This is a genomic window from Psychroserpens sp. (assembly GCF_036960315.1).
GTDB lineage: Bacteria > Bacteroidota > Bacteroidia > Flavobacteriales > Flavobacteriaceae > Psychroserpens.
Genome location: NZ_JBALVR010000001.1, coordinates 524,316 through 548,860, shown reverse-complemented (window position 1 = coordinate 548,860; position 24,545 = coordinate 524,316). Strand labels below are relative to the sequence as shown.

Annotated in this window: 22 protein-coding genes; 1 reads left to right on the top strand and 21 read right to left on the bottom strand. The window is 32.2% G+C overall.

Translation table 11 applies throughout. The features are described from left to right. Positions 1-49: 49 nt before the first annotated feature. From V7719_RS02405 to V7719_RS02305, 21 genes are all read right to left on the bottom strand, one after another. Positions 50-1,189 (bottom strand): glycosyltransferase, encoded by a 1,140-nt coding sequence (locus V7719_RS02405; RefSeq protein ID WP_335728258.1) that lies wholly within the window; start codon positions 1,187-1,189, stop codon positions 50-52. A 5-nt stretch (positions 1,190-1,194) separates the two neighbouring features. After that, a complete protein-coding gene (locus V7719_RS02400) occupies positions 1,195-2,178 on the bottom strand; it encodes a glycosyltransferase family 4 protein (RefSeq protein ID WP_335728257.1) in 984 nt (327 codons plus the stop codon). Further along, entirely contained in the window at positions 2,171-3,583 is a 1,413-nt protein-coding gene (locus V7719_RS02395) for a hypothetical protein (protein ID WP_335728256.1), read from the bottom strand. The genes V7719_RS02400 and V7719_RS02395 overlap by 8 nt, the downstream gene beginning before the upstream one ends. Then, positions 3,574-4,380, bottom strand: coding sequence for a sulfotransferase (locus V7719_RS02390; RefSeq protein ID WP_335728255.1), 807 nt, complete (start codon positions 4,378-4,380; stop codon positions 3,574-3,576). Before V7719_RS02390 ends, V7719_RS02395 begins: the two co-directional genes overlap by 10 nt. A gap of 21 nt (positions 4,381-4,401) precedes the next feature. Next, positions 4,402-5,400, bottom strand: a complete 999-nt coding sequence (locus tag V7719_RS02385; protein ID WP_335728254.1) for a glycosyltransferase family 2 protein — start codon at positions 5,398-5,400, stop codon at positions 4,402-4,404. After that, positions 5,401-6,555 (bottom strand): glycosyltransferase family 4 protein, encoded by a 1,155-nt coding sequence (locus V7719_RS02380; RefSeq protein ID WP_335728253.1) that lies wholly within the window; start codon positions 6,553-6,555, stop codon positions 5,401-5,403. It abuts the gene before it with no gap. 5 nt (positions 6,556-6,560) lie between these two features. Continuing rightward, positions 6,561-7,820 carry a hypothetical protein gene (locus tag V7719_RS02375; protein WP_335728252.1) on the bottom strand — a complete coding sequence of 420 codons (1,260 nt, stop codon included), beginning with the start codon at positions 7,818-7,820 and terminating at the stop codon, positions 6,561-6,563. After that, on the bottom strand, positions 7,820-9,016 hold the full coding sequence (locus V7719_RS02370) for a hypothetical protein (RefSeq protein ID WP_335728251.1): 1,197 nt from the start codon (positions 9,014-9,016) through the stop codon (positions 7,820-7,822). Before V7719_RS02370 ends, V7719_RS02375 begins: the two co-directional genes overlap by 1 nt. After that, positions 9,009-10,010, bottom strand: a complete 1,002-nt coding sequence (locus V7719_RS02365; protein ID WP_335728250.1) for a hypothetical protein — start codon at positions 10,008-10,010, stop codon at positions 9,009-9,011. Before V7719_RS02365 ends, V7719_RS02370 begins: the two co-directional genes overlap by 8 nt. 207 nt (positions 10,011-10,217) lie before the next feature. After that, positions 10,218-11,183, bottom strand: coding sequence for a glycosyltransferase family 2 protein (locus tag V7719_RS02360; protein WP_335728249.1), 966 nt, complete (start codon positions 11,181-11,183; stop codon positions 10,218-10,220). 1 nt (position 11,184) lies between these two features. Further along, positions 11,185-12,030 carry a sulfotransferase gene (locus V7719_RS02355; protein WP_335728248.1) on the bottom strand — a complete coding sequence of 282 codons (846 nt, stop codon included), beginning with the start codon at positions 12,028-12,030 and terminating at the stop codon, positions 11,185-11,187. Between the two features lie 116 nt (positions 12,031-12,146). Beyond that, complete coding sequence (locus V7719_RS02350; protein ID WP_335728247.1) at positions 12,147-12,296, bottom strand: glycosyltransferase; 150 nt, start codon at positions 12,294-12,296, stop codon at positions 12,147-12,149. Positions 12,297-12,308: 12 nt separating this feature from the next. After that, positions 12,309-13,124: a sulfotransferase domain-containing protein gene (locus tag V7719_RS02345; RefSeq protein ID WP_335728246.1), complete on the bottom strand. Its 816-nt coding sequence runs from the start codon at positions 13,122-13,124 to the stop codon at positions 12,309-12,311. Positions 13,125-13,263: 139 nt separating this feature from the next. Continuing rightward, complete coding sequence (locus tag V7719_RS02340; protein ID WP_335728245.1) at positions 13,264-13,497, bottom strand: hypothetical protein; 234 nt, start codon at positions 13,495-13,497, stop codon at positions 13,264-13,266. A gap of 24 nt (positions 13,498-13,521) precedes the next feature. Further along, a complete protein-coding gene (locus tag V7719_RS02335; RefSeq protein ID WP_335728244.1) occupies positions 13,522-14,415 on the bottom strand; it encodes a glycosyltransferase family 2 protein in 894 nt (297 codons plus the stop codon). Continuing rightward, positions 14,405-15,637 carry a glycosyltransferase family 4 protein gene (locus tag V7719_RS02330; RefSeq protein WP_335728243.1) on the bottom strand — a complete coding sequence of 411 codons (1,233 nt, stop codon included), beginning with the start codon at positions 15,635-15,637 and terminating at the stop codon, positions 14,405-14,407. The genes V7719_RS02335 and V7719_RS02330 overlap by 11 nt, the downstream gene beginning before the upstream one ends. Then, positions 15,634-16,659: a polysaccharide pyruvyl transferase family protein gene (locus tag V7719_RS02325; protein ID WP_335728242.1), complete on the bottom strand. Its 1,026-nt coding sequence runs from the start codon at positions 16,657-16,659 to the stop codon at positions 15,634-15,636. Before V7719_RS02325 ends, V7719_RS02330 begins: the two co-directional genes overlap by 4 nt. Continuing rightward, positions 16,656-17,423 (bottom strand): sulfotransferase domain-containing protein, encoded by a 768-nt coding sequence (locus tag V7719_RS02320; RefSeq protein WP_335728241.1) that lies wholly within the window; start codon positions 17,421-17,423, stop codon positions 16,656-16,658. The genes V7719_RS02325 and V7719_RS02320 overlap by 4 nt, the downstream gene beginning before the upstream one ends. Continuing rightward, complete coding sequence (locus tag V7719_RS02315; RefSeq protein WP_335728240.1) at positions 17,420-19,153, bottom strand: ABC transporter ATP-binding protein; 1,734 nt, start codon at positions 19,151-19,153, stop codon at positions 17,420-17,422. Before V7719_RS02315 ends, V7719_RS02320 begins: the two co-directional genes overlap by 4 nt. Before the next feature lie 135 nt (positions 19,154-19,288). Next, positions 19,289-20,383 (bottom strand): non-hydrolyzing UDP-N-acetylglucosamine 2-epimerase, encoded by a 1,095-nt coding sequence (gene wecB / locus V7719_RS02310; RefSeq protein WP_335728239.1) that lies wholly within the window; start codon positions 20,381-20,383, stop codon positions 19,289-19,291. Positions 20,384-20,443: 60 nt separating this feature from the next. Continuing rightward, the gene (locus V7719_RS02305) at positions 20,444-20,575 is read right to left on the bottom strand and encodes a hypothetical protein (RefSeq protein WP_335728238.1); all 132 of its coding nucleotides are present in this window, start codon (positions 20,573-20,575) and stop codon (positions 20,444-20,446) included. A 395-nt stretch (positions 20,576-20,970) separates the two neighbouring features. Between V7719_RS02305 and V7719_RS02300 the strand changes: the two genes are divergently transcribed. Next, on the top strand, positions 20,971-24,498 hold the full coding sequence (locus V7719_RS02300) for a T9SS type A sorting domain-containing protein (RefSeq protein ID WP_335728237.1): 3,528 nt from the start codon (positions 20,971-20,973) through the stop codon (positions 24,496-24,498). The last annotated feature ends 47 nt before the right edge of the window (positions 24,499-24,545 follow it).

Here is a 24,545-nt window from a genome sequence, read left to right as displayed (position 1 = left end):
TTAAATGATAACACTTTTAGCACGCTCGGTTCATGGTCCTATTTAATTTTTATAAAAACAAGTTTTTGTTTTGGTTAAGTAGCTCTTGATCCTCCGAAAAATTCTTTGCAAATATAAAGGCTCGATTCGCCATTTCATTATACTCATCTTGATTAACTTTTGAGATTTCAGAAAAAACCTCAGAAATCTTTTTCGAATCATTAATATCTACATCCCAACCAACACCTTTTGATTCTAAATTTTTCCATGGTGTTTTATCTGAAATAATAACAGGGCAACCCACAGAAAGCGCTTCTAAGATTGAATGTCCAAAATTCTCTCCTTCAGAAAGCAAAATGAAAAAATCGTAAGCTTTTATTGTATCTATGACTAATTCACTTTCTATAAACCCTCTATAATTAACAGTCACATTCTTGGGTAATTCCCGGATTGATATTTGGCATTTTTCCCAATAGTTTAAATCATAAACAGGTCCGAAAATATCTATTACCAATTCCGTTTTTACATTTTGAAGAGATTCAATCATTTTCAAGGTTCCCTTTTCTATCGATACCCTCGCTACATTCACTAATCTCAAAGGCTGATTTAGAACTCTTTTTTCTACTCTAAAATTTTCGATTTTCCTTGGAAGGTTAGCTGCTATTTTTACCTGACTTCTTTTACCAAATATAGCCTTAATATGCCCCGCTTCTTCCTTATTAGTGGCATGAAATTTTATATTTTTATAAAGACCAAGAGCTTTAGCTATAGTTAAGTATACTCTCTTTTTAGTTCCTTTTACTGAGAAAGCTTGTGGATTTAACATCCCTCTTGCAGAGACAATAACATTTGATTTTTTCTTTGAGAGCCAAACTGGTAATATTGAAAAATAAAAACTATAAATTCCATTAATCATAATAGCATCATAGTCGTGCTCATTAATAAGGGATTTCATGTTTCCTTTATTTAATTGATCCTTAGAAATATAATAGATTGATGTATGATCATTATACTTATTCCAAGCATTAGACGTGATATTCTCATAAACCTCATCTGAACAATAATCGGTATCACGCGTAATGACATAAAAATCATAATACGCACCTAAATAATCAATGATATTCTTGTATGAACGCACAGGACCACCTGATTTTGTGCCAGGCAAAAACCAATCTATGGTGATGAGTATTTTAGGACGTATGTTTGACATTAAAACTATAGTTGATTATAAATTGATAAATACTGTTTTACAATAGTTTCCAAATGAAATCGTTTCACATTTTCAAAACCATTATTAATTAAGGTATCGCGATAATTAGCATTAGAAATCAATTGTTCAATACCAACTTTAATAGCTTCGATATTATATGGATCGACCAAACATGCAGACTCTTTCGCCACTTCTAACAAGGCTCCATAGTTTGATGTTAAAACAGGTCTGCCTACCGACTGTGCTTCAATTATAGGCATTCCAAAACCTTCATATGTAGACGGAAAACATAGCATATCACATGCTTCATATGCTTTCACTATGTCTTCTTGCTCCAAATTTGAGCTATTCTGATAATTTATTTTAAAATGATTTAATAATTCTAACTGCTTAGATGTTAACTCGCCAATAATATGAAGCTTACAATTGATATCTACAACGCCCGTAATAATACGTTCTAAGTTTTTATTTGACTTTGTACCAACACAGAGTATTGTTGGGCATTGCTGATTGAATGTATAATGCTTTTGACTAAATGATGTGCTCACTGAGTTTGGTATCACCTCTATTTTATGCTTTGCAAACGGAATAATTTGGGTTAGTTCTTGCTTTGTGAATTCTGAAATTACTGTAATACGTTTAACAACTAGTGCAGGTAACCAAAACCAAAACAACTTGATATACAATCGTTTTAAAATAGTTCCTTCTAGTGCTGAGCCAATATCATGTACAGTCAAAACTGTTCGTTTTCCAGTGACTAAGGCCATATAATGTACATCTCCAGTAATGTGGTAAATAGTGTTTTTTGCCTTATCAAATGCCAAGTAATTCTTTAACATAGTTAAGGGCGAACCACCTGAATGTTTTGTATAAACTAAATCTGTTTCATTCGATTTAGACACCTCAGTTTTAATAGAATTAAACAAACCTTCAATACTATGATAGTGCGGCAGTGACTTTCGTTTTATGTAAGTTATCGTTTTATCCATTTTGACTTACTCTAAAATATCTATCAAAACTTTTATAAAGTATATTACGTAATAAATAAACAGGGACCATATACGTGATAAAGTTACCAATGACTTTAATCATATTAAAACTATAAACACTAATTAAAAAATAGAATGGTGTGATAAATATAATTGCCCAAAACATGTTTGGTGATTTTATAATTAAAAAATTCATTGACCATCCAAAGACATAGCCAATAACTAATAACAAAATCATCATGCCATATGGTCCGAAATCTATATAGGCATCTGTCATAAAACCAATACTATGAGATGCTTTACCATCATCCATTAAATCGAGGTTTGTGTATTTATTCGTGTGATCGGAGTCGTCAATAACTGGTTTATCTGGAAAAAATATTCTTGGCCTAAAATAATATAGTGTAGACTCTTTTATAATAGAACCATCCTCATAAGGCATATAATTAGGCACATTTCTTAATACAATAGAAAAAAACTCAATATAACTCACCCTATCTAATAACGCTTCTGAAGCAAAACTAACTTCTTCTAATGTAACGTCAGACATTTGGTTTATCATTTCGTTAATCGCCTCTGTCTTACTTACAACTACTTTTTGGGAGTACTCTCCTCCAGCCAAATAAGATCTATAATCCATTTTTATAGCAGACCATAACAAACCTAAGGATAAGCCAATTATAAAAATAAATGAAAATTTAGCTAAAGCCCTTGAATTCAACTCTTTTTGCATAGATAAAAGCGCTAAAACAATTACAAGAATAATATCTTTAAAAGCTGAGAAATACCCTGTAAACCCCAAAAACACCTCAGCGGCTATTACGGTGTAAAGTAATTTCTTTTTTTTGTCAAATACATTACAATAAACAACCGTCAACAATAATAATCCCCATTTTAATTTAGAAAATGCGACAACTATTGTATTTATCCCTGGAATACTATTACGAACTAGAAATAGAAAGGAAATACCTATTGAGAATATGATATAAATCTTTAAAATTTTTTTCGGACTATAATCTGCGTTGAGGGCATGTAGTAAGTCAAAGTCTTTAAAGCGTTTTTTGAGCGGGAAATATAGACCTATGGCAAAGAATATTAAACCAATATTGCTAAGAGAATTTGCGGAGTATAGAAAATCCACATCCTGATGGAAACTAAATTGAAGGTCTAATGGAATATTGGCCAGGTTTCCATAAATAATTTTAATATTTATTTGAAACCATTGAAATATCAAGGCCAAAAAAATAGTTAGAAAAATAGGATTTCTTAACTTAAAGAATAAGGTGATAATTACGACAATTGGCACCAAAGCAAAAAGTGTATTTAAAAAATGAGGACCAATAGCTGCAGAAACTAAAGACACTACACTAATGATAGTAATTAGCCTTTTTTGACTTAAATCCATAGTGACTCATCATTTAGTTTACCCAAAACTGAGTCTAATCGTTTTTTAGAAAACACTCTAATTTTCAGTCCATTGCCATCGCTATTTTTGAGTAGCGACTTTTCAAAAATCTTGTCAACATCTATCTGTTGTAATTCAGTTTTAAATTGTTTATTAACGTTTACAATGATATTATTATAATTGTTTAAAAAATGATTAAGCTCCACAACAATAACAGCATCTGTATGTTGTTTTTTGAACTCTAGAATATTTTCATTATAAATGCACCAAGCCTTATAAGCTTCATATTTCTTAATAAATATATTAATAGGATATAGCAATATATGTTTTAGTCTCACTGTAAAACTCATACCTACACCATACTTTAATTTACGCCGATAGCGTCTTATCAAAGAGTCTTCAACCTCATCATAATGCCTGTATATGGCGATACACTTTGCATTTGGCAGTTTTTGTTTCCAAGCTTGCAAATATAATGTAGTTCTTGGCTCTTTCCAGCCCCAAATAACTTGATTCTTACGTTTTGACAAAAACGCATCAACTAACACATTGGTTTCTTGTTCAAAGTTTAAACTACCTTTAATATTACCTGTAAGTCCTCTGGTATCTAATTGCTTTAGTTTTAAGTCCTTTTCATGTAAACTCAAAATTTCTAAATCTTCAAAGTGTCCTTTTTTATTATCAAAACCACCAGATAATAAGCGTTCCCCAATAAATAATCCTGATTGCTCAAGAAGATTTCCAGATAAAGAGGTTCCAGACCTATGCATTCCCGCTATGATGATACTTTGATTCACAATTTCTATTTATTCGGTATTCTAATTGTTTTGTTTTAAACTTCGTATTTTTTTATAAAACCTAAATTCATAAAATTTTTGTTCTAATCTAAAAAATCTTAAAAGTCTAATTATAATCCATTTAAAAAATATTGAATTAATATTATCATATTTCTTAAGTTCCTCAACATACCTTTTTGCCAAATCAAACTTTTTACTCTTTAGAATGAAAAGATATTGATTAACATATGTCGTATATATTTTCCATTTTATGGTTTTATTTAATTGCTTTCTCAATTCTGGATTTAAAGTAGATAAAAAACACTGGTATACTCCATAATTTTCTTTTAACCTGTAGAACGAAGCATCCAAATTTCTACTCAGCTGACCTGTATGTTGCCTTACATTTACCAAGATATTCCCATTCATACCAATTGGAGTCTCTTTAGAAAGCACACACCACATTTTAAAATCACCTACATAAATCATCGATTCATCAAAATAACCAACCTCTTTACAATCCTCTTTCACTAAGCATACGTTAGCAATGTTTCCTGCAATACTCCCATATAACAAAGAACTCACGGCATGATCCTGAACCGATAAGGTTTTATTTTTAAAAGTATCTGGGCGTTTTAACAAATTACCGCTAGCATCAATTCCTTGTAAACGGGAGAAGCTAAACTTTACTTCAGGAAATTCTTGATGAAATTTAATGGTTTCTTTTAAGCAATTTTTAAGCATAACATCATCTTGTGCCCAAAGATGTAATAAATCTGCGCTAGCATTTTTTATCAAAAAGTTTAAAGTTGGAAACAACCCCTTGTTTTTCTCATTTCTAAATAGCTTAACTCTAGTATCTGTTATTGAACTTAAATATGTATAACTATCATCTTTAGAACAGTCATCACATATTAAAAACTCAAAGTCAAAGTCAGAATCATCTTGATTAAGAACAGACTCTACAGATTGTTGCAAGTAGGCCATACCTGTATAAACAGGTAACACAATACTTATATGCGGTTTTGTTTTGGTATCCATCTATAAATTCGCTTCTATAGGTTCTACAATACTTAAAAAGTTATAATTCTTAATCTTCTTTTGTGCCGTTTCTCCCATTCGATCAAGTAAGGATTTGTTCAAATTTACAAGTATATCTGTTAATTCTTCCAAACTGTTATGTTTAAAAACAAAACCTGATTTATTATAGTCTATCAAATCATATGAACAACCTACTTTGTCCGAAACAATAGCCGCTTTACCACAAGCCATAGCTTCATTAACTGCGAGTCCCCAAGTTTCTCCTGGTCCTTTTGAGGGCAAGCAAAGAACATCACCTAACCTATAAACTATTGGCATTTTTGTTTGATTTTGAAACGGAACAAATTTAATATTTGGATTAACGTCTTCCTTTAAATCTTCTTCCATTGGTCCATTCCCTACAATTAACAACTTTAAAGAACTGGACTTATTTTTCAGAATTTTTTTAAACGCATTAATTAAAAAGTCGGGCTGTTTCTTTGTTTCCAATTTTCCTGCAAACACAATAACTATGTCTTTAGGGTTATAACCAAGTTCTGTTCGCCATTGTATTGCTTCTTCCGAATATTTCTTCACAGAATCATCACTAAATCTATCGTTATCAATAGCATGTGGTGCAGAAACTAATTGACTCCCTTTTAAACCATGTTTTAAAAAATAAGCCTTATTTGCCCCACCTACGTAAAAAGCTTTATCCACATACTTATAAACTTTAGTTAATATTAGACGTCTTAGCTTTGTTTTAAGACCCCCTGTTTCATCTAATAATGTTGAATCCCCTCGAAACCAAACAGGTATTTTTCCATGAAAATGACGCATGGCTTTAAGGTGGCTCTTAAAATTCCAACCAAAAAATAATATCGCTTGTGGGTTATAATTTTTAAGTTCTTCTATCAATTCAGGGTTATCAATTCCAAAGAAACTATGTGAACCTGGTTTTTTTGAAATATTTTCTACAAACTCATGATTATAGCCATCTAGTAACGGAATATCCCATTGAATGTCTTTTCCAAAAACCTTATCTTTTACTGTAGTTTTAGATTGTGACCATGTGTAAAACACTTTCAACTCAACTTTTCCACGCTCTGCCAGTAACTTAAACCAAGGTGCATTATACTGTATAGGATGTGTTGAAACAATGGCTATTTTTTTCATCATCCTTATTTTACTAATTGCTGTTTACTTAAAGCTTCATCCATGGCATCCGCCAAAACTTTCGCAGATTGCTTCGACGTGTATTTATCCAAAGGTTTTAAATCTAGATTCCAAGTCACCTCTTCTTGAAACTGCTCAATAATAGGTTTCAACTTATTGATAATATCTGTTTTTGAATCGTTGTCTTGATATGGCATTAAAAAAGCATCTGCATTTACTTGTTTAATCACGTCAACAGCAGAACTTTCATTATGTAACATTGATAACAGTGGTCTCTCACTCAACAAACATTGAAATGTTTTGGATGCCGTGTAATGTTTTTCGGTACTGCCAAAAAGCATTACTCGATCTGCTTTTGACAAAAAATTGAGGATGTGTAAAAACGGAAAACGCTCGCGTCGCTCTATAACGATCTCTTCTAATCCGCAATCTTTAGCATAAGACGTAATGCGCTTTGCGGGATACAACCCTGTTCCAACAAAATACAACTTTATTTTATCATCCCACTTACCCGCTTTTTTTAGCTGAGCAATGGTTTCAAAAAAGGATTGTACAAAGAGATGCGAATTAGGCAAAAATGCACCTGCATAAATCCATGGTTTACCATCTATATCATTATCCCACGGGTATTTTAAATCTGAAAGTTCAATCTTATGATCATTAGGATCGAAGCCATAAGGCATACCTGCATGTGTTGGTTCTACTTTAAAATTTCTATCCATAACGGATTGATAATATGGTGTAGACACTCCTGTTATCAACGCTGCTTTTTTAACAGCATAGGGCTCTAATGTTCTAGCTACGGACTGACTTAGTTTTGCTCTGACGTTATTTTGATTGGTAATATCTCTTACCCAAGGATCAATATAATCTATACCATAAGGGATTTTCGTTTTATTATGAATTATTCGTCCCAGAATAGCGGTATAGAATGAAGGTATTGGAATCCATATGAAATCAATTTGTCGTTCTTTACAAATTTTAAGTGCCTCTTTTTTTAGAAATGGAAACGCTCTTAGACCTATATCTCCAATAATTCTAGGCTTAGTGATTTTATATGCTTTGGTATAAATGACTTCAATATCATTAGAAGCTGTTTTTGCCATTAATGGATCTAGAGTTTCTTCATAGTACTGCGAGTCTGCGGTAAGCAAAAGCGGTTTCCAACCAAATTGCTTTAAGTAATTACCTATGAGTCTGGGTCTTTGAACACCTGCTAAATTCGCCGGAACCCATTGCGGATATATAATCAGTACCGTTTTCATTATATCGCTTTAAATAATTTGAGTTGTTCAGTTTCCCATGAAAAAGATTTAGCATTTTCCCAGCGCATCATTCGGCTTTCATGATTTATAACAGTCACATCAAAATTTGATAATGACTCTAATACATTTAAGTTTATAATTTCACCGGCCTTATAATGTAACTCCTTTAAGAAATCGCGCTGCCCAAAAGTATCAGTGGCAAAAATATATAATCCTGCTTGGGCATAAGCCAAAATCTTATTAGTCAAACAAATGTTCCTATTAAAATCAGCATCCCTATTTTCTAGTGCCAAACCAATATCCATCTCACTTAAAAATTCATGCAATTGGGTTTGGGACATAACATCATGACACTTAACATTTGGACTTAAATCAATAGTTTTTAAATAATCGGGATTAGAATTACCAATAATATGAAATTCTATCCCTTGAAGTACTTTAGCTGCATCAAAAACCTGTTCCAAGCCTCTATTTGGACCAATATTTTGAGAAAACCAAACACATTTAACAATCTCATCATTGCGTTTTTGAGGTTTTATAAAATCTGAGCTTTCAAAGGTATTAATAATGGTGATATGATTGATTTTTGCATTTGTTTTAAACGCTTTTTTACATTCAACTTCTATGCCTTTTGATGCATAAGTAATACTCTCAGCATGACTAAAACTAGCCTGCATCGTATGGTATCTATTCGCTTTTTCATAGGTTCTATTAAAATACAAAGCTTCGCCTGGATAAAAATCTTCAATATCTAATTGCAATTTTGTTTTTTGAAATTGAGAGAGCTTCACAGCTGGATAAAAGGCCCCCAAATTATGTGCTATCACTTTATCAAATTGATATTTTCTTCGGGCTTTTTTTATTCTGGATGTCAACTGAGGTGTTTTGTCATTACTGGCAAACGCACAAACTTTAAATCGTTTTTGAAATAGTGGATTTACTATAATAGCTAGTTTGTGTAAGAGTTTTGACATGACGGTTTCAAATACACTTTGCCGCCTGTCAATTTCAATAAAATGAACTTCTTTATTTTTAGCTTTAATAGCTTCAGACAATGACAAGCTCCAATCGTGATGTTTGAAACATATAACATAACATGAATAGCCTTCTTTCAGGCATTCAAATTCCTTTACTAACCTTGGATTAGATGCTAAACTAGATGTTGTTATGAAAAGCAAGCTAGGTCTATTAGACATTATTAATATTTGTTTTCAAAGGTAAAACATCTTCGGAGTACAATCTAAAATCAAAAGCCTCAAATATTTTTATTCCATCCTTAATATCTTGTTTCGTGGCTACTTTCTTCCATTTTGACAACTGAGCTAATCCCTCCTTTTCTGTATGATCTTTCTTAGAACTAAAACTTTGTTTATCTAACATTTTAAGGAACAAATCATAATCTATATGTAGGTCTACGAGTTTTTGAATAGAAGAATAAGCCTCTTTAGGCTCTACAACTAAATCTTCATAAAAGACAATGATAGTGTTTTCATGATCAAGATTATTTAAAGCATATGAAAACTGGGTCACAGCCTGAAACACAAGTAAACTGAATCCTGAAACAATTAAACTGTAGTTGTCATCATAACTTTTAAAAAAGTCATCACTTTTTGGAGTGTCTGGATAGTTCCAGTTTGTATAATTCTCTTTATGCCAATTAAAATTATCTCCAAAACCTAAAGATGATGCAGCTATTGCAAATGGATGTCTTAGTAAAAGTATAGACTTGAATCCATATCTTTTTTGAAAATAGGGATACATAAAATTCCCAAAACAAAATTTATGAATGGTATGTTGACTTTCACTAAACGAGTTCTGATTGGTAAATCTAAGAAAACGTATATTCCTTATCTTCAATGCAAAATACTTATCAAAATAATTATGAACCTGCTTATCGTCGTGAGACGCAACGTAAGGATGCCAACCCAATTTAAATTTAGCATAAGGTTCTACTGAAAAAGGATTAATTTTATGAAACTTCACATCTCCATATGGAAACAAGGGCTCCCAAACTAATCTAGCTTTTAATACTGACACGAGTGTCTCTGCTAAAAGCGTCGTACCACCACGTGATATGCCATAAATTAGAATATTCTCGTTTTTTTTGATTTTGGAAAATTTAATATTTACCAAAAAATTAGAGACTTCTTTTATTTTGGTTAGGTAGAAAGTTTTACGGTTTAAATTCAAATCTATTTAGTATTAATGACAAATTTACACAAACCAAATGTGCTGTACGAACTATTATTTTTTCCAATGGGACAAATCACGATTGACTAATTGTTCAAGTTCTTTTATAGAATTCGCATATATATTAATATTTATGTTTTTCTCGCTTCAGGCTTAAATTTTGTTTTCTTTTCTGTAAAAAACGAACCTTTAATTTTAGCAAATTTCTCAATACCCTATTTTATGAACCCAATAAGACAACAACTTCGCAGTTCTCCATCCCATTTTACGCTTTACAATTTCTATTATTTTACCACCCAATACTGGCAGATAATTGCTACCTCCAAAGGTCTTGGATAAATGAATCGCTTGTTTTGATAAGGCCTTAAACTCAGGATACGCATTGATTGCTATAATTTTATATTGCAAGGCCATTGCCTTTTTGTAACCATCCGTTTGTTCCAATCCTATGAATTGTTGAGATTTTGAATACAGTGCTTTTAATTGACTTTCTAAATGCCTTTTTTGCCTTTGGTTAGCGATATTAGTACCTTTAATATGTTTTCTATAATAATTTAAAACTTCAGGTGTGTAAATAACCTGTGTTCCAGCTGCAACCACTCTACAGAAAAACTCACCATCCTGATCTTTACTCAAGGTTTCATCCCAAGGACCAGCCTTTTCAATAAGGGCTTTAGGGGTTAACCAAGCACTAGTCCCCACCATGTTGTGTGTCTTACCATCTGAACCATATAAATTCAGCAAGAAATCCTTAGTATTGCTAGTGGTAAACAAAAATTCATGATCTGTAATTTTACCGTTGTCAATGCTATCGTAAAAATGCTTAGTACTGCAAACCCCAATACCACTTCGGTTTTTGTCTAATGCCTCAACCTGTATTTGTAATTTGTCCTTATCTAACAAATCATCGGCATCTAAAAACTGAATATAATCTCCTGTTGCCAACTCCATCCCATAATTGCGTGCGGCACATGCGCCTTTACCTTTATTATGTTTTACAACTAAATTTGGCAGGCTTAAACTTTCTAGATAGTGTAAAGACTCATCTGTTGAACCATCATCAATAATAATTATTTCAATATTAGAATACGTTTGTTCAATGACACAAGTCATCGTTTCCTTAAAAAAAGGCATGGCATTGTAAACTGGTATAATAACTGAAACTAATTGCATTCTAATAATGATTTTTAGTAGATTGTATAAGTTGATATCCGAAAAAATTCAAGGTATCTATATTTTTTATAAATACCGAATTTATAGCTTCTCGTTCCTTAAGCGTTAAATTATCTATTTTTTCTTGATTCAAATTTGAAATCTTCATTTCTTTTGAATGTGAATTTTTAGCAGTAAACTCTTTTTCATAATTCATATCGCTCAATTCAGGTAATAAATCTGTCATCATTTTAACTGTAGACTCAGTTTGTTCAGTAAGTAATTCATACGAAACTTGAAGCTTTTGACTTTTCAATTCAAGAATATTTATCTTTTGATAATTTAAACATTGTATCGCAAATTCAGCGGCTTTAGCTGGATCTTTATTATTACGCCTAATCAGACTCTCGCAATGCGCATAAGGGTTTCTGTAAAAAATCAAAAAAAATGCAGGCTGAAAATATTTCTCTATCGATTTTGCTCTAACAATATTTGGCGGGCTTTTTTCAAGAAGTATAGCTGCTTTTAAATCCCAATACTTTAACCATTCTTTATTTACAAATCTCCAATCGTAATCTAATGTGCTATCCCATCGTCTAGTATGATCAAACATGAGTTTAGACAATGTTGGTACTCGTTGTCCTTCTCTTGTATTTACCTGATTATTTACTGAAACTGATTTTGAGGTTGAAATCAATTGATTTAATAGTGTTGACCCACAATAAGGAGGTGATAATATGAATAGATATTTATGTTCTTTATCTTTTAAGAAACTATTTCGCAACCTGTTTTTCCAAACCAGCAGCGCATAATTACCATACTTTGGAGTTATGATTTTACAGATTTTTGAAAGTATTCTATGTATCATAATTTTAAACTATCAGTTATATCTTTAATGCATTTTGCTGGAATCTATAAATTCTTGCAGTGCAAACCCCTTTAACTTTGTTCTACTTTACAATTAAATTGAGGAACTCTATAGAATTATAGATATTCTAAAAACCAATCAGTTGGACTGTCGTCAAAAGCTATCATTTCAATATTTGTATGCGACTGTTCAAAGACTGAAGTCACGGTTTCTTTTAGAAAAGGCATAGCGATAAAAACAGGAATGATTACTGAAACTTTATTCATTTCAATCTATGTCTATTTTGAAAAACCCCATTTACTGGTGTCATAATTATATGTCTTTTGAAACAAATGCATGTCGCCTTCTAATTGTTGTTTGACCATTTTCACTTCTGATGATGTCAATTCCCAATTAGAAGTTTTACTCACACCTCTAACCATTTGCTTTACTTTCTCTTTGAAAGATACAGGAAACCATTTTAAAAGCGTTGAATAGCGTTTTATGATTTGCAACTCTAAATCACTTTTCATCTCAGTTTTATTAGAAACCTTATCCACTTTTTTAATTTCATAAGAATCTATACCTAAGAACTGACATGATGCATTGATTAATTCTTGTGGCCGCTTTTTCAAGTCATCAAAATCTAAAATTAAGATGTCTTCTTTAGAAAAAAATCCTTCGTATTGTGATAGTTGTAAATAGTAACTACTGCGCAAAATCATTTGATCTAAGTTATCTTTTGGATGGCTCCACTGTGGATAATTTCTCCAAAAATTAATTTCCGAATTTATACGATCTATAGGATGTCTTACGATAAAAATAAATTTAGGTTTCAGCCCTAAATCAAAAATACGCTTTGATACATCTTTATGTTTAGGATATTTAGCATAACCTGTTGAAGCTTCCATTTTAACACGATGTTTACTTTTATCGTATTGAAAAAGCCCATTATAGTCGTCTAGATTATGTACGATATCATCTTTATCTAAAAAATACTCTGTTTCCTTTTTTGTGCTTGCACATATTTCTGGATGATTTCTCAGATGCTCAAACAAAGTGGTCGTGCCCGCCTTCATTGCACCAATTATCATTGTATATGTTTCTTCGTCCATTTTTAAATATTCACTTTTAAACCATTCAATATTTAATACCTATTCAATATCTTTAATCCATTTTGCAGGAACTCCTCCGTAAACAGCATTTGATTTCACCAATAGTATCTCCTGGTAAAATTATCACATTTACTCCAACCTAAGCACCATTTTCTATAACGACCTCTTTAAATTTTAAGTCTCCCTTCCATGAAGGCACATCTGTATTCGAATAAATATGATCTTGGGTATAAATAGCACAGTTAGGCCCAATTGCTACTTCACTCCCTATGACAACATTGTCAATTACATCTATAATTGTAAAATCCCCATATTGAGGTGTTAACGTTCTAGTGATTTTTGAAAGTACTTTTTTAAGCATTTCTTGTTTCATTTACATTTCGAAGTTGACAGCTAATCAGACACTTTGACCGAGTATTTTTTTAGTAAAAACCTTTACTAAATCTATATATGATACGTTTCCTTTTTTCTTTAATTCTAATGCTTGCCTCAACGAATGATGTTTTGATGCAGAAATAACATCCCTTGCTTTTTTAAGCTTTAAACGCCTCAGTATATCTATCTTTTCATTATTTTCTAACGGACAATCTTCTAATTTCATTGCTTCTTCAGAATACAATAAATATTTGAAAGGCACTTGTGGATCTGTTCTATTATCATTCATTTGTTGGTCTTCATGTACACGATACCAAACGATACCTTGTGGCATTAAAACCACTGAAAATTTTTGAGACAATATATGCCACATTTCAAAATCTCCTAAATGTTGCTTTCCTGAAAAACCGCCAACTTCTTTAAAAACATCCCTCTTTATGATAGTAGATAAAGGTGCTCTGTTAAAAATTTTTAGTTCAAAATAATGCTTTCTATATGCTTCATAAGGATTCAACTTAAATGGGAACATTACAAGTTCGTCCTGAGGATAAGTACACATACCATATCCTGCATTTGGAAATTGTTCCATAAAACACACCAACTGTTCTAAGCCATGTGGATAAATCATATCATCGGCATCTACATACTTAAGGTATTTACCCTTAGCATAGGCAGCTGCTTGATTTCGATTTGGATAATCCCCCAAGTTTTTATCGTTAAGGTACACTTTAATTCTCGCGTCTTTTAACGCCAACCTATTGGCAATTTCGACTGATGTATCTGAAGACCTATCATCAACAATAATGAGTTCAAAATTGGTATAGGTCGATTTTAAAACAGACGAAATGGCTTGTTCAATATACTTTTCACGATTATAAACCGTCATTAATACAGAGACTAAAGGGTTATTGCTCATGACGTTGTTTTAGGTAGTTTTCAACTATTTTTTTCCAACTATAGGATGCTTCTATGAGTTGTCTTCCATGCCTTCTAATGGCCTCCAACTTAGAAAAGTCTTCTAATTGATTTATAATATTGGTTTTAAATGTTTCAAAATTATCAAATTCTAAATAATGAACACCATTTTTCGCATGAATACCTTCAATACCTTTAGGCGTACTTAAAACCAGTTTCCCATAAGATAGTGCTTCCAATATTTTTAACCGTGTACCACTACCTTCCAATAAAGGTACTACAAATGCATCATGGTTTTTGTAATACGCTTCCACGCTTTCGACTTGCCCAATGAGATTAATATTTGGATAATTATCTAAATATTTGAAATCTTCTTGATTTGGTGACTTCCCAACAATATTTAATTCAAATGATACTGGCAAGTGTTTGAAAATAGTGTCCACAAACCATTTGACACCATTAACATTTGGAAAATAATTAAGACTCCCAACGAATAGAAACTTTTTATAGTGGCTTGTTATGGGCTGAAATTGACGCTCTGTAACATCAGAGCCGTTAGGCAGTTCGTAGAATACTGTTTTAGTTCCTGGATTTACCGCTTTAAATTTTAATTCATCTGCAACACTACATACCCAAATTTCAGTAAAATATGTACCTATATTGTATTCATAACGTTTATAGATTTCCAAATTTTTCTTGGTGCTTTCAATTTCTACCCCACTAATTCCAGGGTTTTCAATTTTATTATCAAGATTCATTTGCACTAATTCTGAATCAAAATTATGTGCGTTTAATATCCTATTCTGAAATAAACCTGCCTTAACATTAACCACCATAGAAAGGGTGTCAAAAACAATAGTATCTATATGCTGATTTGTCCGCTTTGTTTTTAATTTGTTGAGCTGTTTTTTTAAAATATAAGTAGCGAAATTTGACTGATGAATTGGTTTTGTTGCTTCTTCTTGTTTTAAGAGTATGTTTAAAAATTTGAGCACCAAACGCGTAATCTTGTTTTTTCTTAATTTTTTTTCAAAACTTACTCCTTTATTAAGAATAAAATCGGCCTCTATATCTAGTTTATCTGCATTTGTGTATGGTGACAACACATATAAATTATAATATTTTGACAGCTCTTTAATTAAAAAGTATGTCCGTTGCTGACCACCATTTCCATCTTTACTGAAATGCAACTTGGTTACAAACAACATAGATTCCTTTTTCATAACACAAAGGTTTTAAAGGCTTCGTTTACAACCTTATTAACTTCAACTTCATTGTTATGACTAGTTTGCAACAGTTGTTTGGATATGGTTTCCTTTTGAGCTTTTAATTGTTTTATTTTTTTTGATAAAGCCTTATAATTATTCACATTTACTACAAAATTAGACAAACCGATATCCTCTAAATAATTATCTATTTTAGACGCATAGCTTATCGCTACAAATGGCACTCCCAATTGTGTGGCAAAAATTAATGAATGTAAACGCATCCCAATAAGATAATCACTTTGTTTTAAGTCATCAATATTAAATGCAATGTTTTTTTCAGCATCAAAATAAGTTTGCATCAATAAATTATCGCCATTTACGTCATTAATATGTAAAGGAAACGGCTTAATATGAGAAGTTGTAAGCGCATTAACTACTTTAGTGAATTTTTTAATATCCCACAACCTCAAAAATGTTGTTACTATGGGGAGCTTATGAACTAGCTTATTAAATCTGTGGTAGTTTTTGGTATACTGTTTAAAAAGATTGGGGCGCCAAGGTCTTAATGACACAGCAACAGCATTTTTACTGTCATGGCTAGCATCATTTTTAAAAGGATAGAGAAACGTCAAGTCTGGCGCTATGAAAAGTGCTTCTTGTCTATAATTACGAAAAATATCCAAACTAAATTGATCTCTTACGATAATAAACTTAGCGTTATTAGAAATATACGTTATAAATTTCGAATTATCTTCACCTACACTATCAATACTAACTCCAATAAAAGCCCAAGGAATCATAATTTTTTCAAATAATGAGACGAGTCTATTTGTATTACGAAGTATTAATCCGCCTCCTCCAACTAGTAAGAAATCACACGTGTTAATCTCCTCTATTTTTGAATTTAATTCGTCCCAAGCAATGAAAACACTAACTTCTGTTGCGCCTAATGTTTCACACTTCTTCTTTAGACATTCCAATATGCGGTCATCTCCAGCATTATTTTGAAAATACCATCCTAAAATTCCTATCTTCATTTAATAAAGGTTTCGTTTGGATAAAATTCATCGAATATATATTTATCCATTTTGTATACATACGCCATAAACTCTTGAGACCATTCTTTCTCAGTATTATAAGTCCCTGTATTTTGACTTTTTATCAGATCTATAGGACTAGAATCTAAGTTTGTATTAGATGCTATAAACGCAACCAGGTCTTGTGTCAGTTGTTCTTGCTTTAGAAATGTAATATTTGGTTCAATGACATCACTTAGCTTATAATTTCCTGTGAGTAGTTTTTTAGCTGATTCCTCAGGGTTTGAAGAGTAAAAAATTAAAAAAAGGCGAGTGTTATAGCCAAAATCTTTAGCAAAAGGTTTTAAAAAGTTATCTGGTGCGAGTTCAGCATCATTCAAAAACTTTGCAAAAGTTAAAAGGTCGAGTTCAGGATATGTTGGATATTTTTTTTCAATAGCATCTAAATCATATAAATGATTCTTTTTCCACCAAGCATAATGATAGCTCGAAACAACTCGTCCCAATGGGTTTCGTACTATAGAAATTACTGGTTTTTTTCGTTGCTTTTCAGGTATCTGAGAAAATACAGCGTGTTGATCTCTATAATTTTCATTAGTATTTCCATAAATTTTCGAAAAGTGTAAGTCTTCATATACTTTAGCTCTATGAAATATTCTATTAAAAGTAGTATTCTTCTTATATAATGACTTTAAACAAGTTCTTATATAAGTACTTCCCGTTTTTGGAAAATTAAGAATAACAAAATCTTTAGTAATTATCATGCTTTATCCAAATTTGAATTATTGATTTCTATAATTCTATCGCAGTGCTCTAATGTTGTCATTCTATGCGCAATAATAATAATTGTTAAATTTCCATCTGAAATATCATTAATGGAATTTGTTATTTCCTTTTCCGTTTTAGAATCTAATGCAGATGTTGCTTCATCAAAAAATAAAATTTCAGAGTCAAAATACAAAGCTCTTGCGATACCTACACGCTGTCTTTGTCCACCAGATAGTTTTGTCCCATTTTCACCTATCATTTCATGAATACCTTCTGGAAGTTTTTTAACCATTTCCCAAAGATTTGCCTTTCTCAGTACAATTTCTAATTTCTCATGATCGATTTCATTAGGCTTACAACCAAATGCAATATTTTGCCCTAAAGTGCCATCTATTAAATAAACTTGCTGTTGCACGTATCCAACTTTTTCATAGAAGGCTTTCATATGCGATTCATCAAGCTCTACGTCATCAACAAAATAGCCGCCTTTTGTCGGTTTTAAAAAGCCTAACAAAAGATTCATTAAAGTTGTTTTCCCCGCACCAGATGGGCCAACTAAACCAATAACTTCTCCTTTTTTGATCTCAATATCATAATTGTCAAAAATTGATCCGGCATCATTAGCATAAGAAAAATCTATTTGCCTTAAAGATAAACTATGTTTAAACTCAAGCGGCTTTTGTGTTGTGGGCTCAACATAATTAACGTCATGCTGCAATGGAGCTAATACATCAAAAATCCAGTGACATCTATTTAAGCCGTTAATAGCTATCATTATTTTATTTATGGACGGCATAATACGATAACCCGCTACTGCAAATAACCCAAGTAATTTCAACAACTCTATTTTAGATGGTAAAAAGTAGATTCCAAACGAAATTATTATAGCTATTGCCAACATTAAGGAGCTTTCAATAACTTTTGTTGGGGCTTGATTATAAATGGTGGTTTTGATATCTACCTCTACTAATTCGTCGAGGTTTTTCTTTATTTCATTTCTAAAAGGTTTTTCAGCACCCATAATGACCACGTCTACAAACCCATAAATACTCTGAAACATATTCTTTCCTAAAATTGGATTAATTTTATTCGTTGTAGCTCCAAGAACAATAGATTTATTTTTAACCCAACGATAAAAAATAATAAACGGCGGAACAACCGTTACGCCCAATAACAATAGTATTTTAAAATTATACAGTGCTATAAAAACGACGATTAAAAGTAAAACCACAAACTCGTTTAGCAAATTAAGGGAGCCTAATACCTGAAATTTAGCAAATTGACTGTTTGCCATTCTAAGATTTTTAACAACAACATTAGAATTTGTTGTTTTAAAATAAGAGAATCCTTTTTTGTAATAATGCTTATGTAAGCGCAATGCAAATTCCTTATAAAGCCCTAGAGCAAAGGTCGTGTTAAACTTAGCTATCCAGAGACTTAAAATATTTTTTAATACAGTAACTATGAATAGTGCAGATGCTAAAACAAGGATTAATTGCCTTTCATCCGTAAGACCAAAAATCTCACTCATCCAACTTGCCCAAGTATATTTTTCTATAACGTTATCTTCTAATAAAACAGAAAAAACTGGCAAAAGCACACCGAGACCTAATAGGTCTAAGACAGAATTCATCATTAGTAAAACCCCTACCCCAAGAAGCTTTAAATGGTACTTTTTTGGTAGAATACTAAAAATAAACTTTATGGTTTGTATTGCTATAAGCATGTGATATTTTTTTTCCTAGAATTTTATATTTGTAACAAATGCATCAAGATTGTCGCGCAGTTGAAACCCATTATTTGAAGGTTGCGAAAATACAATAATCCATTGAGCAATTATACGCTTCATATTACATAAACATTAAATAGTACTGATAATTCTTAAAATACGTTCCGTCGCCTTCCCATCCCATAATTTAGGGACTGTTCCTTTTTTATAATCTCCTAAAAAAACTTGATTAACCATATTGTAAATACTGTTTTTATCAAAATTAAGTAATGTATTGGTTCCTATCTCAATAGTACTAGGTCTTTCAGTATTTGGTCTTAATGTCAAACAAGGTATTTGTTTATAAGTTGTTTCTTCCTGTATGCCTCCACTGTCGGTTAAAACTAATGCGCTATTGTGAATCAAGTTTTGAAAACCTAAATAATCCATAGGCTCAGCAATAATCAAATTTTCAATACCATTAAAGGCTTTATCGAGATGATTAGATGTTATGTTTTTAAGTGTTCTTGGATGCATTGGAAAAATGATGCGTTTATCAGAAGGCAGACTTTTAATAAGTGATAAGAGTTCTTCCAATCCTTCTTTGTTATCCACAGTTGCTGGTCTATGAATCGTCATCAATATGTATTGCCCTTTTTCGAGATTATATTTTGAAAGTACATCTTGATTGATAATGTCCTTTTCAAAAGCAAACAGAGTATCAATCATCGTGTTTCCTACAAAATGAATTTGAGCTTCAGACTTCCCTTCCTTAAGCAAATTATCAACACCACTTTGTTCTGTCACAAAATAAAAATCTGTAATCTCGTCAACTAAAATTCGATTGATTTCTTCAGGCATTGAACGATCAAAACTCCTAAGTCCGCTTTCCAAATGCCCAAGTTTTACTCCCATTTTATAGGTTGTTAGTGCTGCAGCCAACGTCGAATTCACATCTCCTGGAACTAGAACTAAATCGGGTTTAAAGGAGGTGATGATGTTTTCCAGTTTCATCATAACCTCTCCAACTTGAGTATTTGCAGATGCCGGGCTTATATTCAAGAAAAAATCTGGCCATATATCTAATTGTTGAAAAAACACATCTGCCATAGAAGCGTCAAAATGCTGTCCTGTATGAACAATTTTAATATCGAACTCATCAGGAAACTGCTGTTCAGCAACAATTTTAAATTGTGTGATTTTAATATAGTTTGGTCTGGTACCAACAACTATTAATAGTTTCTTCATCTATAATGTGCAATAAATTTTATTCTAGATATTTAGCAAAAGTATTTTAATCCTATTGAATTAACTAATAGCTTGTAAAATTAAACCTGAGATTCTTTCGATATCGCTTTGTTCTAATGCGACATACAACGGTAAACATAATTTTCTAGGTGCAATATCTTCGGCAATACTCACATCATTAGTATTGGTCACATTTGGTGAGATCCCTTGGATGTATGTCTACAAAAATTGGTTTGCTCTAATCCCAAACAATGCTTGCGGTAGTCTCCACATAAGAAAATGGTATGGTTATAATTCCCCCTTCTTGCCCAAATGCATTTAATGCCATTTGAATTGGCAGCTTCCTATGAGTCATTGGGGTTATATAATTAACATTTAGGTGATTTATTAACTTATTAGTTAACTCAAAACCAAAGGCATATCATTGTTTTTATAAGAATTTAGCTTCTTTTTTAGTCACTTACCCGTAAACCCCCCGAATTAATTTTTATGAGTAATATCTTTCACTATATTTGACCCATCCTAATTCTACTAAACAAACTGAAAAATCAATAGCCATTCAAGATTGTAGAATAAATTTTTACGTTATGAAAAAGACATACTTTTTACTTTTAGCATTTTTCTTTTTTGCTTTTAGTTTTGCTCAAACCACAATTGTCACAATTGACAGAGCAAATGGTCCCGGACCAACCGATACAGGTAACGATCCTACAATTTCCTCGATAGGTCTCACAAGAGGTTCGGGCGTTAACCAAAGGAATGGTACAGATTTTTCATCAAACAATTGGGCAGAAACATCTCAAGCTAATGCAGAAACCAATAATGATTATTTGCAATGGTCTACGTCATCGAGTTCAAGTAATGACATTGAAATTCAAAGAATAGATATTAGACTAAGACGTAATATGAATGGACCTACAAACTGGCAATTGCATTATAGTATAGATGATTTTGCAACGGCAGGTATAGCAGTAAACGCGTCACAAAGTATAGTTGCTAATTCTAACGTTATTACTAATATTATAGGTTTAAGCATCAATTCTGGTTCCGCAGCAACAATTACTTTTAGATTATATGCTTGGGGAGCGGCAACAAATGGAGGCTTGTTACGGGTTAAAAGCCAAGCATCATGGTCTGACTTCGGAATTGCACTTCCAGGTCTTAGATTAAGCGGAAACATAACATCTACGACTACAAATAGTACCGAATCTAACATTGTTGCTACATCATTTGATCCAACAGACAATATTGATTACACATCATATAGTGCTACCTCTGGTTTAACAACTAGCAATGCCATTAAAATTGGTGAATTTACTATTCAAGATGGTGGAAATGACTTAACAGATGCTGACATATTAGGAACGACTCTAACAGATCTAGAGTTTAATATCACTAATAGTTCTAATATTGCTGCTTTAGCCGTATTTGATGGGTCAACTAACATTTCGGAAGTGACAACAGTTACAGATAACACTTCATTTACAGGAATTACAGGAATTTCTGCTATTGACGAAGGTTCTAAAACATTTGATGTTTATGCCACTTTTAATTCTACAGCTACTGATAATGAACAACTTCAACTAACAATCAGTTCTGCATCTGCAGATGGCACTGCAGGTTCTATTTTTGAAGCTTTTGATGCTGGAGGTGCGCAAACGCCTATTGCTGGTGACGATAATAGAATAGAAGTCATTGCTTCTCAATTAATATTTACAACTGAACCTTTAAACGGAAATCAATTTGAAGTCATACATCCAACACCTGTAGTTATTGCTACAGATATTAATGATAATTTGGACTTAGATTTTATTAACAGTATTTCGTTAACAACTACAGGTACTTTTGATGTCAGTGCAACAACTAGTCTTAATGCTGTCGCTGGAGAAAGCACATTTAGCAACCTAGTGTTTTCTGCTAAAGGAACAGGCTTAACAATTACTGCTACTTCATCAGGTTTAACCGATGCAACTAGTTCTAATTTTGATATCAACGGACCATTAATCACTATTGCCATTCAAGATTTTGACAACACATCTCCAGAATGGACGTACACCAATGATATCCCCTTTTTTGATAATGGCTGGGGTACTGATGGTTACTATGGTATTATTAACATAAACGATGCAAGTCCTATGAACAATCCGCAATTTTCAGGAAATATTCTAGGAGACAACGACCTTAACGATGAAGGCAATGGAACTAATACTTGGGCAACCATAACATTTAGTACAATAGATGTGAGTTCATACGAAAATGTAAAATTGAAATTTGATTGGGATATTCAAGGTTATGTATATAATAGTAATGATGCACAATACCGATTGATTTATGATGGGAGTAATGAATCGAGAGTGTTTTTATTCGATGGAAATGGTGCTATAGATTCTGATGAAGGTTCTATATCTCTTGATATTCCTGCTTCAGTAAATACAGTTGCACTCCAAATAAGAATTAGAAATAATAGATTAACTGGTTTTTCTGGTTTTGATAATTTCAGAATAGTAAGCGAATTTGATGGATTAGTGTATGCAAGTAGTACTTGGGTACCAAATGCACCTTCTGACACCACTGGAACCGATAATGTTTATGTACTTGACGGAACTTATACTGTTGGATCTAATATAGAAACTAATAATTTCTATATCGCAGATTTAGCGACTACTTCAGTAACTGCAGGAGAATCTATTGTTGTTAACTCTAACTTGGTTAATAAAGGAACTTTAGAATTAAATTCGACTTCAACAACCTATTCTAGTCTTATTGTTGAAAATACTTCCGAAGGTGATGTTATTTATAAGCGACATGTCAATATAAATACTGGTGGAAATGATCTTATTTCTGCTCCTGTAACTGGTCAAACTTTTGGTGATTTTGCAACGGTGAATACTAATATTTTTGAAAATCCATCTGATGTTTCTCAAAAATTATTTGGACCATTTAATAAAACTACTGGATTGTATCAATTGTATGACACCGATATTACTGCAGATGCAAATGCTACTTTAGATGCTGGAAATGGTTATAGAGCTGCATCCACAAATTCGAGTACATTTACTTTTGAAGGAACGGTTGAAACAACAACGATCACTAAACCGATTGTAGTCTCTGGACCTAATTCGCCAGAATGGAATCTCATAGGAAATCCTTATAGCTCTTACATTACATTATCAGATTTTTTAACTGCTAATACTAGTGAATTCGAACCAACAAATTCTGGTATTTATGGTTATGATGGTGATGCTTCTAATGGATGGGAAATATGGAATCAAGCCTACTCTGATGCAAATCCAGGAACTGTAATTACACCTGGGCAAGGATTTTTGGTCGCTTCAAAAGTTGGAGGCGGAACAATAACTTTTAACCCATCAATGCGATCTATTGGGAGTACAGATGACTTTGTCTTAGGCAGAGTTTCCAACCCAACTTTGGCGCATATAAAACTTCAAATGAGTAAAACAGACACAAGCTATAATACCGATATCTATTTTAATAATAATGCAACATTAAGCATGGATGCTGGATATGATTCAGCCCTATTTGGTAATTATGCTCCCGGATTTGCACTCTACTCTCATTTGGTGGAAAATAACTCAGGTTTAAAATTAGCTATTCAGTCTGTTCACTACAATGCCTTAAATGATGTTATTATTCCATTAGGTGTTAATGCAAGCCAAGGTGAACAACTAACGTTTAGTATTTTTGAAACTGATATTCAAAGAGGGATAGACATCTATTTAGAAGATACAGTTACAAATACCTTTACCTTATTAAATACGTCTGATTATGTATTCACACCTAACACTAATTTATCAGGAACAGGACGTTTCTTCCTTAGATTTTCTGGAGATGCTTTATCAACTTCCGAAGAAAGCTTTGAAACAGTACAAATATATACTAGCAAAACACCAAAAACATTATTTATAAAGGGTGAATTGTTAAACGATACAAAAGCAGAAATTTATGATATTCAAGGTCGATTAATTTTAACTTCAAAACTAAATAGTAATAGCATCAACAATCAAATTGATATATCCAATATTACATCTGGCATCTATATTGTGAATCTCAATAACGGAATACAGCAAAAATCACAAAAGGTTATTATCAAATAACTAAATAATCTAATCGATTATATAAAAAAGCACACTTTATAAGTGTG

Excerpts from the sequence above, each read along its gene's own strand:
- V7719_RS02405 (WP_335728258.1), bottom strand. The coding sequence starts at position 1,189 with ATGTCAAACATACGTCCTAAAATACTCATCACCATAGATTGGTTTTTG.
- V7719_RS02400 (WP_335728257.1), bottom strand. The coding sequence starts at position 2,178 with ATGGATAAAACGATAACTTACATAAAACGAAAGTCACTGCCGCACTAT.
- V7719_RS02395 (WP_335728256.1), bottom strand. The coding sequence starts at position 3,583 with ATGGATTTAAGTCAAAAAAGGCTAATTACTATCATTAGTGTAGTGTCT.
- V7719_RS02385 (WP_335728254.1), bottom strand. The coding sequence starts at position 5,400 with ATGGATACCAAAACAAAACCGCATATAAGTATTGTGTTACCTGTTTAT.
- V7719_RS02380 (WP_335728253.1), bottom strand. The coding sequence starts at position 6,555 with ATGAAAAAAATAGCCATTGTTTCAACACATCCTATACAGTATAATGCA.
- V7719_RS02375 (WP_335728252.1), bottom strand. The coding sequence starts at position 7,820 with ATGAAAACGGTACTGATTATATATCCGCAATGGGTTCCGGCGAATTTA.
- V7719_RS02370 (WP_335728251.1), bottom strand. The coding sequence starts at position 9,016 with ATGTCTAATAGACCTAGCTTGCTTTTCATAACAACATCTAGTTTAGCA.
- V7719_RS02360 (WP_335728249.1), bottom strand. The coding sequence starts at position 11,183 with ATGCAATTAGTTTCAGTTATTATACCAGTTTACAATGCCATGCCTTTT.
- V7719_RS02355 (WP_335728248.1), bottom strand. The coding sequence starts at position 12,030 with ATGATACATAGAATACTTTCAAAAATCTGTAAAATCATAACTCCAAAG.
- V7719_RS02350 (WP_335728247.1), bottom strand. The coding sequence starts at position 12,296 with ATGAATAAAGTTTCAGTAATCATTCCTGTTTTTATCGCTATGCCTTTT.
- V7719_RS02345 (WP_335728246.1), bottom strand. The coding sequence starts at position 13,124 with ATGGACGAAGAAACATATACAATGATAATTGGTGCAATGAAGGCGGGC.
- V7719_RS02340 (WP_335728245.1), bottom strand. The coding sequence starts at position 13,497 with ATGAAACAAGAAATGCTTAAAAAAGTACTTTCAAAAATCACTAGAACG.
- V7719_RS02335 (WP_335728244.1), bottom strand. The coding sequence starts at position 14,415 with ATGAGCAATAACCCTTTAGTCTCTGTATTAATGACGGTTTATAATCGT.
- V7719_RS02330 (WP_335728243.1), bottom strand. The coding sequence starts at position 15,637 with ATGAAAAAGGAATCTATGTTGTTTGTAACCAAGTTGCATTTCAGTAAA.
- V7719_RS02325 (WP_335728242.1), bottom strand. The coding sequence starts at position 16,659 with ATGAAGATAGGAATTTTAGGATGGTATTTTCAAAATAATGCTGGAGAT.
- V7719_RS02320 (WP_335728241.1), bottom strand. The coding sequence starts at position 17,423 with ATGATAATTACTAAAGATTTTGTTATTCTTAATTTTCCAAAAACGGGA.
- V7719_RS02315 (WP_335728240.1), bottom strand. The coding sequence starts at position 19,153 with ATGCTTATAGCAATACAAACCATAAAGTTTATTTTTAGTATTCTACCA.
- wecB (WP_335728239.1), bottom strand. The coding sequence starts at position 20,383 with ATGAAGAAACTATTAATAGTTGTTGGTACCAGACCAAACTATATTAAA.
- V7719_RS02300 (WP_335728237.1), top strand. The coding sequence starts at position 20,971 with ATGAAAAAGACATACTTTTTACTTTTAGCATTTTTCTTTTTTGCTTTT.